The organism is Streptomyces sp. NPDC046379 (genome assembly GCF_055587785.1).
The window spans coordinates 210,929-226,236 of record NZ_JBVJFP010000006.1; the positions used below are offsets into that span (position 1 = coordinate 210,929).

Here is a 15,308-nt window from a genome sequence, read left to right on the forward strand (position 1 = left end):
AAGGGGAGTTTTCGGAGGGGACGGAACAGGCGTGTTGCGGGGATGTGACGCCGGCCCTCGGGACAGGCCAGGTCTGTCGCGTCACCTGGGCGGGGGGCGTGCGGTGCGATATCCGGGTGCGTCCGCCCCGCCCTGGCGCTCATGATCGGGGGTGACCTGTCGGGGAAATCCGGTACGTCTGGCGGCCGTGAGCCCGGCCGCCGGACGGTGCGACGCCCGCGTCAGCCGCCCCGGCGGGCCGCGTACGCGTCCGTCGTCGCCACCGGGACGTCCGTCGTCCGCGGAGCGCCCGCGTCGTGCCCGACGTCGTCCACGACGATCAGCTCGCTGCCGGGCCGGGCGTGGTGGAGCCGCGCCGCCAGACGATGCCGAGCTGGTTGCCGATCAAGCTGCCCTGAACGAGGGTGTCCGGGATGCCCGCCGGCCGGTGGGCGTCGCGCAGGACCACGCCGTCGGGGCCGCCCTCGCCCGGCAAGTGGTCGTTTCCCCAGTAGTGCGTGACTTCCCCAGTAGTGCGTGACGGTACGGTCGAAGTCCTGCCGGAAGTCGGCGTCCTCGTCCGCGCCACCGAACGCGGCGGCGCAGGCACGATCGCCGTCTCCCAGTCCGTCCAGGCTCGCGCGGCCCGCTCCCGCACTCTCGGGTCGGGGGACTACAGCAGCCGGTGGCAGGTGGCGGCGAGGTTGCCGTGCCGCTCGTCGGGGGGCAGTTCGGCGACGAAGCGCTCAGGGTCGTCCGGAAGAACCGGCCGAGACCTCTGGTCATCAGCTCCACCTCGGCCTTGCCGGTCGCGACACCCTTGAACACCAGTTCGGACACCACGCCCGGGTGCGTCTGTGCGTAGCGCAGCCCCGGGCGCCGACGTCGAGCATTCCGTGGTCGTACGGCGGGATCTGCGGATACAGGCCCATCAGGGCACCGTACGAGCGCTCGCGCCGCCCTGTCGCCTCATGACCGGGGGTTCAGCCCGGCCGTGCGCGCCGCCTCGGACAGCACCTCCCTGAGCATCGCCGGGGTGAGCTTGCCGGTGAAGGTGTTGCGCTGGCTGACGTGAAAGCAGCCGAAGACGGCGAGCCCTCGGGGTACGGGTCCGGCTCCGGATTCCTCTGCGGCTACGGGGCCAGGTCGGGATCCGAGTCCGGGCCGGGGTCCGGGTCCGGGCCGGGGTCCGGGTCCGGGTCCGGGTCCGGGTCCGGCAAGAGGCTGGGGCCCGGCGAGCGTCCCGGGTCCGTCGAGATTCACCCGCGCCCCGTGCGCGAAGGCCGGACGGGGCCGAGGCACCGTCCAGCCCGCCGCCGCGAACGCGGGCAGCGCCGCCTGCCAGCCGAAGGCGCCGAGCAGGACCGCCGCGCGCAGCGTCGGCCGCAACAGCCCCAGCTCCTGGACGAGCCATGGCCGACACGTGTCCCGCTCCTCGGGGGTGGGCCGGTTGGCGGGCGGGGCGCAGTGGACGGGGGCGGTGACGCGCACCCCGTACAGCTCCAGTCCGTCGTCGGCCGACACGGACGTCGGCTGCGAGGCGAGCCCGATGTCGTACAGCGCCTGGTACAGCACGTCCCCGGAGCGGTCGCCCGTGAACATGCGTCCCGTCCGGTTCCCGCCGTGCGCCGCCGGGGCGAGCCCGATGATCAGCAGGCGCGCGTCGGGAGGCCCGAAGCCGGGCACCGGCCGCCCCCAGTACGTCCAGTCGGCGAACGCGGCCCGTTTGGTACGGGCCACCTCCTCCCGCCAGTCGACGAGCCGCGGGCACGCCCGGCAGCCCGCGATGCGCCGGTCGAGGGCGACGAGGCCGCCACTGTCCGGGGTCCCTTCCACGACACGGTCCACGCCACCATCCACGCCGTCGTGCACGCCGCCGTCCGCGTCGCTCTCCGTGCGGTCGTAGCCGTGCATCCCGCTGTCCATCCGTCCACCGTAGGCCTGGGAGCGCCCCGAAAATCGTCTGAAGCGTACGGCGCGGGCGGCTAAGGTCGGAGGCATGGCAGCGGAGCACACGGACAGCAGCGACGAACACGGTCCCGAGGGCACGGCCGGCCGGCCGGAGGGCACCGGGGCCGACGCGCGGAAGGCTGCCGCCCCCGAGACCGGCAACACGCCGGCGAGCGCCGCCGCGGAGCCCGTGGATCCCAAGGTCGCCGCCGCTGTGGCCGCTGCGGAGGCCGCCGGGCCCGCGCCGGGTGAGACCGTGCGCATCGACAGCTGGATCTGGGCCGTACGGCTGATCAAGACCCGATCCCAGGGCGCGACCGCCTGCAAGGGCGGCCATGTCCGGGTCAACGGCGAGCGGGTCAAGCCCGCGCACTCGGTCCGGGTCGGCGACGAGGTGCGCCTGCGTCACGAGGGCCGGGAGCGGATCGTCGTCGTCAAGCGCCTGATCCGCAAGCGCGTCGGAGCGCCCGTGGCCGTGCAGTGCTACATCGACAACAGCCCGCCGCCCCCGCCCCGCGAGGCCGTCGCACCCGCCGGCATCCGCGACCGCGGCGCCGGTCGCCCGACCAAGCGGGACCGCCGTGAGCTGGAGCGCCTGCGCGCCCTCGGCAGCCTCGGCCCCGGCGGCAGGCCCCGGTCCGGCTGACCGGCTCGGTCCCCGCCCGCGGGGCACGGCACAGCGCGAGGCCTGCGGGGCGCGGCACAGCGCGAGCCGTCGTCGCCGTCAGCTCCCAGGGGATGTCACCACCGCCCGCGCCCATATGCGGTCCTCCGTCAGGTACGCGTCCACCTCCAGGCCCGCCTCCGCCAGGGCCTCCTCGAACTGTTCCTTCGTCAGGGGCCGGGCCCGGAACGTCTGGGTCCAGGTCGCGTCGGGGAACTCGTACTCCGCGTGCACCGAGTGCGTCCCGTCGCCGAGCGGCAGCGACGAGGTGATGCGGACCGTGCAGCCGCTGGGGTCGGTCCGCTCGCGCGGCACGTTGGTGTGGAAGTCCTCGCCCTCCCGTTGGATCAGCGCACACCCCCCGTCCGCGAGATGCCGTACACAGGTCCGCAGCAGTCCGCGCCGCACCTCCGGGTCGCCGGCGTGCACCAGGAACGACGCGAGCAGTACCACGTCGAATCTCTCGCCCAGGTCGAGCGTCTCGATCGGCGCGCATATCGTGCGGGCTCCGCGGACGCGTTCGAGCATCTCGGGTGACTCGTCCACCGCGGTGACCGTGAAACCGCGCGCCAGCAGCGGATGCGTCACGCGTCCGACCCCGCTGCCCAGCTCGAGGATGCGTGCGCCGTCCGGAACGGCGCCCGCGATGATGTCCGGCTCGGCTCCGGCGGCCAGCCGGGAGTACAGCTCGACGGCGCAGCCGTCCGGCGTGATGGCTCCGGGCCCCGTGCCCTGATGTCCCGCTCGCGACTTCGGCTTCATACCCGGACAACGGGCCGTGTCCAGCGGCCCGTTCCCTCCCGCCCAAGGTTCACCCGTTCGAGTGGGGGTCGCGTTTTCGAGGAGTCCTGAGAGCCCTTCCGGGGCCCTTCCGACGCTTCTCCGGGCCTTTCGCGGACCGTTCCGGGGTCCGCCACGCCCTCGACGGCCCCGCGGTCCCGCGCTCACGTATCGAACCGCGCCGCTTTCAGGTACTGCGGGTTCGGGTCGAGGGCCGCCGCCAGCCGGAAGTGCCGCTTCGCCTGTTCCGGCCGTCCCTGCCGTTCGTAGGTGCGGGCCAGCGCGAAGTGGGCGAAGGCGTTGTCCGGTTCGCGTTCCAGGACGACGGTGAACTCGAGTTCGGCCGGCCTCAGCTGTGCGGCGGCGAAGAAGGCGCGGGCACGAAGCAGCCGGGCGGCGGTGTTCTCCGGGTGCGCGGCGACGACCGAGTCGAGCAGCTTCACCGCACCCCGCGGGTCCCGGGCCGCCAGCAATTGCTCTGCGGCGCGGAAGTCGATGACGTGCGTCTCCGGAGTGCGTCCGGTGGATCCGCTGTTGTCGGGCACGGCAGAGTCCTTCCCTTACTGGCCGGATTCAACGCCCGGGGAGGCGGCCGCTATTCCCTCGGCGGCTGCTGCGGCGCGTGTGCACGGCGTACCAGTTCGGCCCACACTTCCCGTACCCGCTGCCGAAGTCCGGGCAACGGTCCGTCGTTGGAGACGACGATGTCCGCGATGGCCAGGCGCTTCTCACGCGTCGCCTGGGCGGCCATCCGCGCGCGGGCGTCCTCCTCGGTCATGCCGCGCAGCCGGACGAGCCGGTCGAGCTGGGTCTCGGGGGCGGCATCCACGACGATCACCAGGTCGTAGAGCGGGGCCAGGCCGTTCTCGGTGAGCAGCGGGACGTCGTGCACGACGACGGCGTCCTCGGCCGCCGTGGCCTCCAGCTCGCGGGAGCGCGCGCCGACCAGGGGGTGCACGATCGAGTTGAGGACCGCCAGCCGGTCGGGGTCGGAGAAGACGATCGAGCCCAGCCTGGGCCGGTCCAGGGCGCCGTCCGGGGCGAGCACCTCCTCGCCGAAGGCCTCCACCACCGCGGCGAGGCCGGGGGTTCCGGGCGCCACGACCTCACGCGCGATCCGGTCCGCGTCGATCAGCACGGCGCCGCACTCCACGAGCAGCCGCGACACCTCGCTCTTGCCGGCGCCGATGCCACCGGTCAGACCCACCTTCAGCATGAGCGGAAGCTTAGGCCCTCCCGGTGCGACGCAGCAGGCGGACCGGTCGGCGTGCAGCAGACGAACCGGGCGCCGTACACCTCTCGGACCGGCCCGGCCGACGGACGACCCTTCCCTCAGCGTCGTACGGCCGACGGACTGCCCCTTCCCACCCTTGCAGGGCCAGCGGACCGGCCCCTCCGACGGCCTTGCAGGGCCGACGGACCGGCCGTCGTGCACCCGCCGTCTAACCGTCGCCCTCGCGCTCCGCCAGGAAGCGCTCGAACTCCTGACCGATCTCGTCCGCGGACGGGATCTCCACCGGCTCGGCGAGCATGTTGCCGCGGGTCTCGGCGCCGGCGACGGCGTCGTACTGGTGCTCAAGGCCCTGGACCAGGGCGGTCAGCTCCTCGTCGCCCTCCCGGATCTGCCGGTCGATCTCGGTCTGGGTGCGGTGGGCGTCGGTGCGCAGGCCGTGGGCGATGCCGGGCAGCACCAGTCCGGTGGCCGCCGTGATGGTCTCCAGCACGGTCAGCGCCGCGTCGGGGTAGGCGGACCGCGCGATGTAGTGCGGGACGTGGGCGGCGACGCCCAGGACGTCGTGGCCGGCCTGCATGAGCCGGTACTCGACCAGGGCCTCGGCGCTGCCGGGCACCTGGGCCTCCTCGAAAGGGCTGCGATGACCGGGCACCAGGTCGGTGCGGTTGCCGTGCGGGGTGAGGCCCACGGGGCGGGTGTGCGGGACGCCCATGGGAATGCCGTGGAAGTTGACGACGAGGCGGACGCCGAGGCGCTCCGCGATCTGGTCGACGGCCGCGGCGAAGCGCTCCCACTCGACGTCCGGCTCGGGTCCGGACAGCAGCAGGAAGGGGGCGCCGGTGGCGTCCTGGACGAGCCGCACGGCGAGCGTCGGCTCGTCGTAGTCGGTCCAGCGGTCGCGCTGGAAGGTAAGCAGCGGACGGCGGGCGCGGTAGTCGACGAGTCGGTCGTGGTCGAAACGGGCGACCACCTGATGGGGCAGCGAGTCCAGGATCCGGTCGACGATCTGGTCGCCGGTCTCACCCGCGTCGATGTATCCGTCGAAGTGGTAGAGCATGACAAGTCCGGCCGACTCCTGGGCGAGCGCCATGTCGACGACGGCCAGCCCCTTCGGCTCCCACGTGTACAACCCCTGCGGATCTAGCACAGTGACCGCTCCTCCTCGTGTTCACACACGACAACGCGGCACTCCTTGTACCCATTCCCGCACACGCGGGGGAAACGGCGGCAGCCCTATCCGGCGAAGGCCCCGACGAACCACGCTGCGAGCACTCACCGCCCGCACCGTCGAACGATGGCCCGCACCGCCGACACCCGGCCCACAACGGCGAACACACGGCCGCCGGCACCCGACAGCCGGCCAACCGCCCGCTCCAGCACGGAGGGCCCGCACCCCGAAGGGTGCGGGCCCTCAACAAGCTACCGAACTCAGCAACCGACCTCAGTGGCTGAGCACAGTGGCCGAGCCGAGCGGCGAGCGATCAGCTCTGGCCGCCCGCCAGCTTCTCGCGCAGGGCGGCCAGCGCCTCGTCCGAGGCCAGCGCACCGGAGTTGTCCGGGCCCTCGGAGGAGTACGAACCGCCACCGGACGCGGCCGGAGCGGCGGCCTCGCCACCCTCGGCGGCGGCCTGGGCGTCCGCCTCGCGGGACTTGATGACCTGCGCCTGGTGCTGCTCGAAGCGGGCCTGCGCCTCGGCGTACTGGCGCTCCCACTCCTCGCGCTGCTTCTCGTAACCCGGCAGCCAGTCGTTGGTCTCCGGGTCGAAGCCCTCGGGGTAGATGTAGTTGCCCTGGTCGTCGTACGACGCGGCCATGCCGTACAGCGTCGGGTCGAACTCCACCGAGGCCGGGTCGGCACCGAAGGACTCGTTGGCCTGCTTCAGCGAGAGGCTGATGCGACGGCGCTCGAGGTCGATGTCGATGACCTTGACGAAGATCTCGTCGTTGACCTGGACGACCTGCTCCGGGATCTCCACGTGGCGCTCGGCCAGCTCGGAGATGTGGACCAGACCCTCGATGCCCTCGTCCACGCGGACGAACGCACCGAACGGCACCAGCTTCGTGACCTTGCCGGGGACGACCTGGCCGATCTGGTGCGTGCGGGCGAACTGCTGCCACGGGTCTTCCTGGGTCGCCTTCAGCGACAGGGAGACGCGCTCGCGGTCCATGTCGACGTCGAGGACCTCGACCGTGACCTCCTGGCCGACCTCGACGACCTCGGAGGGGTGGTCGATGTGCTTCCAGGACAGCTCGGAGACGTGGACGAGACCGTCCACGCCGCCCAGGTCCACGAAGGCGCCGAAGTTGACGATCGAGGAGACGACGCCGGACCGCACCTGGCCCTTCTGGAGGGTGGTGAGGAAGGTCTGGCGGACCTCGGACTGGGTCTGCTCCAGCCAGGCACGGCGGGACAGGACCACGTTGTTGCGGTTCTTGTCCAGCTCGATGATCTTGGCCTCGAGCTCCTTGCCCACGTAGGGCTGGAGGTCGCGGACACGGCGCATCTCGACCAGGGAGGCCGGGAGGAAGCCGCGGAGGCCGATGTCGAGGATGAGTCCACCCTTGACGACCTCGATGACGGTACCGGTGACGATGCCGTCCTCTTCCTTGATCTTCTCGATGGTGCCCCAGGCACGCTCGTACTGGGCGCGCTTCTTCGAGAGGATCAGGCGGCCTTCCTTGTCCTCCTTCTGAAGGACCAGGGCCTCGATCTCGTCACCGACGGCGACGACCTCGTTGGGGTCGACGTCGTGCTTGATCGAGAGCTCTCGGCTCGGGATGACACCTTCGGTCTTGTAACCGATGTCGAGCAGGACCTCGTCCCGGTCGACCTTCACGATGACGCCGTCGACGATGTCGCCGTCGTTGAAGTACTTGATCGTCTCGTCGATCGCGGCGAGGAAAGCTTCCTCGTTACCGATGTCGTTGACCGCTACCTGCGGGGTGGTGGCGGTGGTCTCGGTGCTGCTCGTCATGTGGGAAAGGGCTCCGGTACGGACATTGAAGTCGTAGGTACTGCTTACGCCGGGAGCCCGTTTCGCTCTGCAGAAGCCGGACAGCCAAGGAAGCGCCTCACCGGCCGGAACCGACGATGGCGCCTCGACAACCGAGGGGACATACAACAGATGCGAGCGCAGCCTGCTAGGTCTGAGGTGCGCAGGCCCGCAGCGCAACTTGTAGCATACGGGGGCAGCCGGACAGGGTCAATGCGCGAAGCCGCCCACCCGGGGCAGATCGCCGCATACCCGGCACAAAACCTGGCTCTTCACGCCGCGCGGGCCCGGAAACGCCGCTGTCACGACGCTCCCGGGACGGGCTGGACGGAAGAGTACGACGAGGGAGCCGATCATCCAAGAGCCCGTATCCCCCCAGCCCGCATCCCCGCCGGAAGCTCCGTCGCCGACCCGGTCGGGAACCGGGCCGGAGACCGGACCGGAGACCGAGGCGGAGGCCACGCGCCGCGACGCCGGGGTCGCGGAGAGCGTCCGGGCCAACCGGGGCTGGTGGGACCGCAACGCCGACGAGTACCAGAACGAGCACGGCACGTTCCTCGGTGACGACCGCTTCGTATGGGGCCCCGAGGGCCTGGACGAGGTCGAGGCCGAGCTGCTCGGCCCGCCGGAGGACCTCAAGGGAAGGGACGTCCTGGAGATCGGGGCCGGTGCCGCCCAGTGCGCGCGCTGGCTGGCCGCCCAGGGGGCCCGGCCCGTCGCCCTGGACCTCTCCCACCGGCAGCTCCAGCACGCGCTGCGGATCGGCGGCGCCTTCCCGCTGGTGTGCGCGGACGCGAGCGCGCTGCCCTTCGCGGACGGCTCCTTCGACCTGGCGTGCTCGGCCTACGGGGCGCTGCCGTTCGTGGCGGACCCGCGGCTGGTGCTGCGCGAGGTGCGGCGGGTGCTGCGGCCGGGCGGGCGGTTCGTGTTCTCGGTGACGCACCCGATCCGCTGGGCGTTCCCGGACGAGCCGGGCCCGGAGGGCCTGTCCGTCTCCGGTTCCTACTTCGACCGCACGCCGTACGTGGAGCAGGACGAGGAGGGCCGCGCGGTGTACGTCGAGCACCACCGGACGATCGGCGACCGTGTGCGGGACGTCGTGGTCTCCGGGTTCCGGCTGGTGGATCTGGTGGAGCCGGAGTGGCCGGCCTGGAACACCTCCGAGTGGGGCGGCTGGTCGCCGCTGCGGGGCAGCCTGATCCCGGGCACGGCGATCTTCGTGTGCGTACGGGACTGAGTGCGTGATCCGCTACGACGCGCTCGGCGCCCTTCCCGTCCGTGAGGCCCTGCCCGGCCTGCGCGAGGCCCTGGAGGGGCACGGCACGGCCGTCCTCGTCGCCCCGCCCGGGACGGGCAAGACCACCCTGGTCCCGCCGGCGCTCGCGGGCCTGCTGGACGCGGGTGCGCCCGCACGGCGGGTCGTCGTCGCCGAACCCCGGCGGATCGCGGCCCGCGCGGCGGCCCACCGGATGGCGTGGCTGCTGGGCGAGCGGGTCGGCGGGAGCGTCGGCTACACGGTGCGCGGGGAGCGCGTGGTCGGGCGGCACGCGCGCGTGGAGGTCGTCACGACCGGTGTGCTGCTGCAGCGGCTGCAGCGGGACCCGGAGCTGAGCGGCGTCGACGTGGTCGTGCTGGACGAGTGCCACGAGCGGCATCTGGACGCGGACACGACCGCCGCGTTCCTGTGGGACGTGCGCGAGACGCTGCGGCCCGAGCTGCGCCTGGTGGCGGCGTCGGCGACGACCGACGCGCAGGGCTGGTCGCGCCTGCTCGGCGGCGCCCCGGTGGTGGCCGCCGAGGGGGTGTCGTACCCCGTGGAGGTGGTGTGGGCGCCGCCCGCGCGTCCCGTACGGCCGCCGCACGGGACGCGGGTCGATCCGGCGCTGCTGGCGCACGTCGCCCAGGTGGTGCGGCGGGCGCTGGCCGAGCGGGAGGGGGACGTGCTGTGCTTCCTGCCCGGCGTCGGGGAGATCGCGCGGGTCGCCGGGCAGCTGGGCGGCCTCGGGGACGTCGAGGTGCTCCAGGTCCACGGGCGGGCGCCGGCGGCGGTGCAGGACGCGGTGCTGTCGGCGGGGACGCGCCGCCGGGTGGTGCTGGCGACGTCGGTGGCGGAGTCGTCGCTGACGGTTCCCGGGGTGCGGGTGGTCGTCGACTCGGGGCTCGCGCGGGAGCCGCGGGTGGACCACGCGCGCGGGCTGAGCGCGCTGACGACGGTACGGGCCTCGCAGGCGGCGGGCGGGCAGCGGGCGGGGCGGGCCGGGCGTGAGGCGCCGGGCACGGTGTACCGGTGCTGGGCGGAGGCGGAGGACGCCCGTCTGCCGCGTTTCCCGGCGCCCGAGATCAAAGTGGCCGACCTGACCGCGTTCGCGCTCCAGACGGCGTGCTGGGGCGATCCGGAGGCCACCGGCCTCGCCCTGCTCGATCCTCCGCCGGGCGGTGCGATGGCGGCGGCGCGGGAGGTCCTGTCGGCGATCGGCGCGGTGGACGCGGCCGGCCGGGCCACGGACCGGGGCGCGCGGCTGGCCCGGCTGGGTCTGCATCCCCGGCTGGGGCGGGCGCTGCTGGACGCGGCGCCGTCGGTCGGCGCGGAGGCGGCCGCGGAGGTCGTGGCCCTGCTGAGCGAGGAGGCGCCGCGCGAGTACGGCGACGACCTGGCGGCCGCCCTGCGCGCCGCCCGCCGTGGCGGCGACGCCTACGCGGCACGCTGGCGCACCGAGGTGCGGCGGCTGCGGTCACTGGCCGAGGAGGCCGCGGCATCGGGAACAAGCCGGGCGGCCGACGCCGGTGACGACCGGGTCGCCGGGCTCGTCGCGGCGCTGGCGTTCCCCGAGCGGGTCGCCAAGGCCGACGGCGGGTCCTACCTCATGGTCTCCGGGACGCGCGCCGAAACCGGCGACGGGACCGGGCTGCGGGGAGCGCCGTGGGTCGCCGTCGCGTCGGCCGACCGGCCCGTCGGCAAGGGGCACGCGCGCGTGCGGCTCGGCGCCGTCGTCGACGAGGACACCGCGCGGCGTGCCGCCGGGGCGCTGCTGGAGGAGCGCCACGAGGTGCGCTGGGCGGACGGGGACGTGGTGGCCCGGCGCGTGGAACGGCTGGGCGCGGTCGAGCTGGCGGTACGCCCGCTCGCGGACGCCGACCCCTCCGCCGTACGGGAGGCGCTGCTCGACGGGCTGCGCCGGGAAGGGCTGGGGCTGCTGCGCCGGTGGGCGGAGGCAGGGGTGCTGCGGCAGCGGCTGGCGTTCCTGCGACTGCACGTCGGCGAGCCGTGGCCCGACGTCTCGGACGACGCGCTGCACGCGCGCGTGGACGAATGGCTGGAACCCGAGCTGAGCCGCGCGCGGAGGCGCGCCGACCTCGCGCGGATCGACGCGGGGCAGGCGCTCACGCGGCTGCTGCCCTGGGCGTCGGGCGAGGCGGCGCGGCTGGACGAGCTGGCCCCGGAGCGGATCACCGTGCCGAGCGGCTCACGGGTCCGGATCGACTACACGGACCCCGAACGGCCCGTGCTGGCGGTGAAGCTCCAGGAGATGTTCGGGCTGCGGGAGACGCCCGAGGTCGCCGGCGTGCCGCTGCTGGTCCATCTCCTGTCCCCCGCGGGCCGGCCGGCGGCGGTCACCTCCGACCTCGCCTCCTTCTGGAGTGACGGCTACCGGGGCGTACGCGCGGAGCTGCGCGGCCGGTACCCCAAACATCCGTGGCCCGAGGATCCGGCCACCGCCGAGCCGACGCGGCACACCAAGGCGCGGCTCGGGCGGTGACCGGTCCGGTGCTCCGTCACGCGGCGGGCGTGGCCGACGCGGTGGCGGAGGGGGTCGCGGTCGGGGTGCTGGGGGACGTGGGCGTGGGCTGCGGCGGCGCGGTCACGGTCAGCTCGACGGTCAGCGTGGCGCCGCCGGTGGTGGTGATGCGCAGCAGGAACGTGCCGGCCGTGTCGTCCGCGTACAGCTTCGGCAGCGTCAGCAGGCCGTTCTCGTCCGTGGTGAGCCCGGTCAGGGTGCGTACGGGGGTTCCGTCGGCGCCCTTGAAGTAGGGTCCCTGGTCGTTCGCCGAGGAGTCGGTCGCCGACTTGACCAGCGTCGCGGTGGCGTCGACCCCGTCCGCGACGGCGCCCTGGTAGGTCGCCTTGACCTGCACCTGCTCGGCGAACTCACCGCCGGCGACGCACGTGAGCGCCGTTTCGCCGGTACGGGCGAGGGCGTCGGCCGCGCGGGCCGTGACGGTGGCGGTGTAGGTGACGGCGGGCACCGAGCGACCGACGACGGTGGCGCGGACGGTGAACTCTCCCGTCCGCTCGCCGGCCTGGAGCACCGGGGCGACGGCCACGCCGGTCGAACCGGTGGTGACGGTGGCCACCTGCTCGCCGCCGGCGAAGACCGCGTCCGTGCCGCCCGAGATGGTGAAACGGATCCGCACCTTGCCGACGCCCTTGCCTGCCTCGGTCTCGGCCCGGGCCGCGATCCGCTCCGCGAAGGCGTCGCCCGCCGTCGCGGTGAGCGGTCCGGTGCCCGCGTTCTCCAGGTGGTGGACCGTGTCGGTCGGCGTCGGCGACGGGGTCGGCGGCGGGGTGGTGGGCGGCGGCGTGGGCTCGCCGGAGCCGCCGCCGGGCGGGGGCGTGGGCCGCGGGCTCGGGGGCTCGGTCTCCGGCTTCTGACTGGTGGGCGGCTTGGTCTCGGGGTGTGATCCGCGCGGCTCGTCGCTGCGGTCGCCGGGCAGCTCGCCGGTGCCGTTCGGGATCTGGTGCGTGCCCTTGCGGTAGTACTCGAGCCACGACAGGACGGTGTTGAGGTAGTCCCGCGAGTTGTTGTAGCTGAGGATCGCGCTGTGCAGGTCCTCGTCGTCGGACAGGTCCCAGCCGAAGCGGCACAGGTAGTGGCCGGCCGAGAGCGCGGCGTCGTAGATGTTGTTCGGGTCCTTCCGTCCGTCGCCGTTGCCGTCGCGGCCCGCCCAGGCCCAGGTGGACGGGATGAACTGCATGGGGCCCACGGCCCGGTCGTAGGCGGTGTCGCCGTCGTGGGCGCCCCCGTCGGTGTCGCGGATGCTGGCGAAGCCGTTGCCGTTGAGCTGCGGGCCGAGGATCGGGGTGACGGTGGTGCCGTCGGTGGTGACGTTGCCGCCGCGTGCGTGGCCCGACTCGACCTTGCCGATGGCGGCGAGCAGTTCCCAGGGCATGTTGCAGCCGGGCTTGTCGGCGCGCAGCCGGTCCGCGGCCTTCCGGTAGGCGTCGAGGACGGTCGCGGGAATGCCGGCCGCCGTGTCGCCCGTCCCGGGGTCGGCGGTGGGGCCGGTGGTGGGCGCGGGGTTGGGGCTCTCCAGCGGCGGCAGGTCCGTGTAGTACGGCGAGTTGCCGGTCGCGCTGTCCTCGGCGGGCACGTCGGGGGACGGCTGGGTCCCGGTCGTCGACCGTCTGCCGGAGTCGTCGCCGATCACTCCCGGGCCCTGGGACGCGGCCAGTGCCGCGACCGCCAGCGCCGCGACGGTCGTGTTCACCGCCCCCTTGCGCAACCTTCCCAAATGCGCCGCCATGAAGTGAACCCCTCCCGCGGACGTCCGACTGTCCGTCGATGCCGTTGATGTCGCCAATGCCGCCGATCTGCGGCCTGTCCGACCTGTTCGCGTTGTCCGGTGTGCGGCGTGCTCCTGTGCACGTCAACCCAGTGACCCTACGACAAGTTCGTTCGCACGGGCACTGGTTCGCGCCCGATTTTCACCGCTTGGCCACGTCCCGTTGTGCCCTCGGCCGTGCGGCGGGTCTCGCATACTGGGGGCCAAAGTCCGTCATGGGGAGCACCGTTGCCGTTCACCTTGAGTCATGCGGCGGCCGTGCTGCCCGCCGTCCGTTCCGACGGAACCGGCCGCGCGCGGCTGGCGCCGGCCGTGCTGCTGGCGGGGTCCTTCGCGCCCGACATGACCTATTACGCGGCGAGTGCGGTGCCCGGCGCGATGAAGTTCGGCGACGTCACGCACGCGTACCCCGGCGTCTTCACGGTCGACGTGCTCATCGCCTGGGCGCTGGCGGGGCTGTGGCTGCTGGTGCGCGAGCCGCTGGTGGCGCTGCTGCCGCCGGGACGGCAGGCCCGCCCGGCGACGCTGCTGCGCTGCGGTGCGCGCCGCGCGCGGCTGCGACCGGCCCTGGCGGCGAGGTGGTACGCGTCCGCCGCGCTGGGCGCGCTGACCCATGTCGTGTGGGACGAGTTCACCCACCTCGACCGGTGGGGGATGCGGGTCTTCCCGGTGCTGGGCGAGAAGGTCGCGGGGTCGCCGCTGTACTGGTACCTCCAGTACGGCGGCTCTGCGGTCGCCGCGGTCGTCATCGGCTGGTTCCTGGCCCGGGCGGTACGGCGCGCGCCGGCGTCCGCTCCCGTGGGGGTGCCGTCGCTGCCGGCCAGGGACCGCGGGCTGGCGTTCGCGGTGATCGGCGGCTGCGCCGCGGTGGCGGCGGCACACCGCTCGGCGCGCTGGTGGGCGCACTCGGGCGCGGACGCCGAACCCTGGGAGCTGATCCCCACGCTGTGCTTCGGCGCGGGGGCCGGGCTGGTGCCGGGGGTGCTGCTGTACGCCGTGGGCGTGCGCCTGCGACGGCCGGTGCACCGGGTCCCCGAGGCGGGCGAGCGGGTCGGGGCGTCCGCCGACTGAGGACGTAGGGCTGCCGGCGGGGGGCGGGGCGAGGCGCTGCTGTAGGGGGATGCGAGGGCCTGCCGGCCGGCGGGGGCGGGGTGCCGGCGGCAGGGGCGGGTGCTGCCGATGGGAGCAGGGGGCTGCCGTACGCCGTCGGGGTGCGCCCGCGTCGGTGGGCGAACCGGACTCCCAGCACCGGGCCACCGGGTCCGGGGGCCCGATGACGCAGGACGCACCGGCCTGCCGACGGGCGCAGAAACCCGCCGGCGCGAGCAGGGCGCTGCCGTACGCCGTCGGCGTGCGCCCGCGTCGGCCGACGGGCCGGGCATCGGGGGCCGACGACCGGGTCAGGGCGCCCGCTGACTGAGGATGCGAGGCCCGGCAGGGGCTGGGCCTCCGGGGAGTGTCACCGTGAAGACGGTGAGCGTCTGCGCGGGGCGGGTCCTGGGCAGCAGGGTGAGCGCCAGGGCCAGATAGCCGGCGGCCATGTCGGCCCACAGCCTGCGGACGGCCGCCGCGCGCTCACGGGAGCGGACGAGGACGCGTGCGCGGAGGTCCTGGCGGTCGGGGAGTCCGAGTCTGCGTCCGAGGCCGGCCGCGGTGCGGCGCAGGACGGTCGCCGGTCCGGCGGGGATGCGGGCGGTGCTTGCGCCGGCCGCGAGGGCCGGGGCCGGCGGGAGCGGCGCGGGGGCCGTCCGGCGGTTGAGCATGCGTATACCCATGGCGGCATCCTGACGGCCGGCGGGCCGGGTGGGCGTCTTCGCGGGGGCCACACGGGTGACGAACTCGGTCGGCGCCGCCCGGCTTGCGTTACGCCGGCGCACCCCCTGGCCGAGGGCCCGGACCGCCCCGGCGACGGCGGGGGGCAGCCTGCCCCATCGGGCGGCTCGTCCGGGCAAGGGGCTCCGGCGGGAGGCTTCGGCTTCACCCGCAGCGTGCCGACCCCGGGGGTGGGCAGTGTGGGTGCGTGTGCCCCACCGCCGGGATTCCCGCCGACCGCGGCTGGGGGGGGGGGGGGGGGGGGGGGGGGGGGGGGGCGGGGGGGGGGGGGGGGGGGGGGGGGGCCCCCCCGGGACCGAGCAGCTCCTCGGCG

General features: G+C 74.1%; 12 protein-coding genes and 1 pseudogene. 4 read left to right on the top strand and 9 right to left on the bottom strand.

Going from position 1 to position 15,308, the window contains the following annotated elements; genetic code table 11:
* Nucleotides 1-221: 221 nt before the first annotated feature.
* Nucleotides 222-852 (bottom strand): annotated as a pseudogene (locus tag ACZ6KF_RS13620) (alpha/beta hydrolase family protein); the annotation flags it as partial.
* A gap of 96 nt (nt 853-948) precedes the next feature.
* Nucleotides 949-1,815, bottom strand: a complete 867-nt coding sequence (locus ACZ6KF_RS13625; protein ID WP_469238528.1) for a uracil-DNA glycosylase — start codon at nt 1,813-1,815, stop codon at nt 949-951.
* A gap of 163 nt (nt 1,816-1,978) precedes the next feature.
* Between ACZ6KF_RS13625 and ACZ6KF_RS13630 the strand changes: the two genes are divergently transcribed.
* A complete protein-coding gene (locus ACZ6KF_RS13630) occupies nt 1,979-2,575 on the top strand; it encodes an RNA-binding S4 domain-containing protein (protein WP_469238494.1) in 597 nt (198 codons plus the stop codon).
* A 78-nt stretch (nt 2,576-2,653) separates the two neighbouring features.
* Here the strand turns inward: ACZ6KF_RS13630 and ACZ6KF_RS13635 are convergent, their stop codons facing one another.
* From ACZ6KF_RS13635 to rpsA, 5 genes are all read right to left on the bottom strand, one after another.
* Nucleotides 2,654-3,355 carry a class I SAM-dependent methyltransferase gene (locus tag ACZ6KF_RS13635; RefSeq protein WP_469238495.1) on the bottom strand — a complete coding sequence of 234 codons (702 nt, stop codon included), beginning with the start codon at nt 3,353-3,355 and terminating at the stop codon, nt 2,654-2,656.
* 182 nt (nt 3,356-3,537) lie between these two features.
* The gene (locus ACZ6KF_RS13640; protein ID WP_356636312.1) at nt 3,538-3,918 is read right to left on the bottom strand and encodes a tetratricopeptide repeat protein; all 381 of its coding nucleotides are present in this window, start codon (nt 3,916-3,918) and stop codon (nt 3,538-3,540) included.
* 50 nt (nt 3,919-3,968) lie between these two features.
* A complete protein-coding gene (gene coaE / locus ACZ6KF_RS13645) occupies nt 3,969-4,589 on the bottom strand; it encodes a dephospho-CoA kinase (RefSeq protein ID WP_356636314.1) in 621 nt (206 codons plus the stop codon).
* 226 nt (nt 4,590-4,815) lie between these two features.
* Nucleotides 4,816-5,754 carry a PAC2 family protein gene (locus ACZ6KF_RS13650; RefSeq protein WP_469238496.1) on the bottom strand — a complete coding sequence of 313 codons (939 nt, stop codon included), beginning with the start codon at nt 5,752-5,754 and terminating at the stop codon, nt 4,816-4,818.
* Nucleotides 5,755-6,088: 334 nt separating this feature from the next.
* The gene (rpsA, locus tag ACZ6KF_RS13655) at nt 6,089-7,582 is read right to left on the bottom strand and encodes a 30S ribosomal protein S1 (protein WP_356636318.1); all 1,494 of its coding nucleotides are present in this window, start codon (nt 7,580-7,582) and stop codon (nt 6,089-6,091) included.
* 370 nt (nt 7,583-7,952) lie between these two features.
* Between rpsA and ACZ6KF_RS13660 the strand changes: the two genes are divergently transcribed.
* Both ACZ6KF_RS13660 and hrpB read left to right on the top strand, forming a co-directional pair.
* The gene (locus ACZ6KF_RS13660; RefSeq protein WP_356636328.1) at nt 7,953-8,837 is read left to right on the top strand and encodes a class I SAM-dependent methyltransferase; all 885 of its coding nucleotides are present in this window, start codon (nt 7,953-7,955) and stop codon (nt 8,835-8,837) included.
* Nucleotides 8,838-8,841: 4 nt separating this feature from the next.
* Nucleotides 8,842-11,358 (top strand): ATP-dependent helicase HrpB, encoded by a 2,517-nt coding sequence (gene hrpB, locus ACZ6KF_RS13665; RefSeq protein ID WP_469238497.1) that lies wholly within the window; start codon nt 8,842-8,844, stop codon nt 11,356-11,358.
* Between the two features lie 16 nt (nt 11,359-11,374).
* Here the strand turns inward: hrpB and ACZ6KF_RS13670 are convergent, their stop codons facing one another.
* Nucleotides 11,375-13,123, bottom strand: a complete 1,749-nt coding sequence (locus ACZ6KF_RS13670) for a lytic transglycosylase domain-containing protein (RefSeq protein WP_469238498.1) — start codon at nt 13,121-13,123, stop codon at nt 11,375-11,377.
* A 267-nt stretch (nt 13,124-13,390) separates the two neighbouring features.
* Between ACZ6KF_RS13670 and ACZ6KF_RS13675 the strand changes: the two genes are divergently transcribed.
* Nucleotides 13,391-14,233 (top strand): DUF4184 family protein, encoded by an 843-nt coding sequence (locus tag ACZ6KF_RS13675; protein WP_469238499.1) that lies wholly within the window; start codon nt 13,391-13,393, stop codon nt 14,231-14,233.
* Between the two features lie 329 nt (nt 14,234-14,562).
* Here ACZ6KF_RS13675 and ACZ6KF_RS13680 read toward each other — a convergent pair whose 3' ends face one another.
* The gene (locus tag ACZ6KF_RS13680) at nt 14,563-14,937 is read right to left on the bottom strand and encodes a hypothetical protein (RefSeq protein WP_469159773.1); all 375 of its coding nucleotides are present in this window, start codon (nt 14,935-14,937) and stop codon (nt 14,563-14,565) included.
* Nucleotides 14,938-15,308: the final 371 nt, after the last annotated feature.

Bases quoted from the DNA above. Each gene is read 5' to 3' on its own strand.
- ACZ6KF_RS13630 (WP_469238494.1), top strand. From the start codon at position 1,979: ATGGCAGCGGAGCACACGGACAGCAGCGACGAACACGGTCCCGAGGGC.
- ACZ6KF_RS13635 (WP_469238495.1), bottom strand. From the start codon at position 3,355: ATGAAGCCGAAGTCGCGAGCGGGACATCAGGGCACGGGGCCCGGAGCC.
- coaE (WP_356636314.1), bottom strand. From the start codon at position 4,589: ATGCTGAAGGTGGGTCTGACCGGTGGCATCGGCGCCGGCAAGAGCGAG.
- rpsA (WP_356636318.1), bottom strand. From the start codon at position 7,582: ATGACGAGCAGCACCGAGACCACCGCCACCACCCCGCAGGTAGCGGTC.
- ACZ6KF_RS13670 (WP_469238498.1), bottom strand. From the start codon at position 13,123: ATGGCGGCGCATTTGGGAAGGTTGCGCAAGGGGGCGGTGAACACGACC.
- ACZ6KF_RS13680 (WP_469159773.1), bottom strand. From the start codon at position 14,937: ATGGGTATACGCATGCTCAACCGCCGGACGGCCCCCGCGCCGCTCCCG.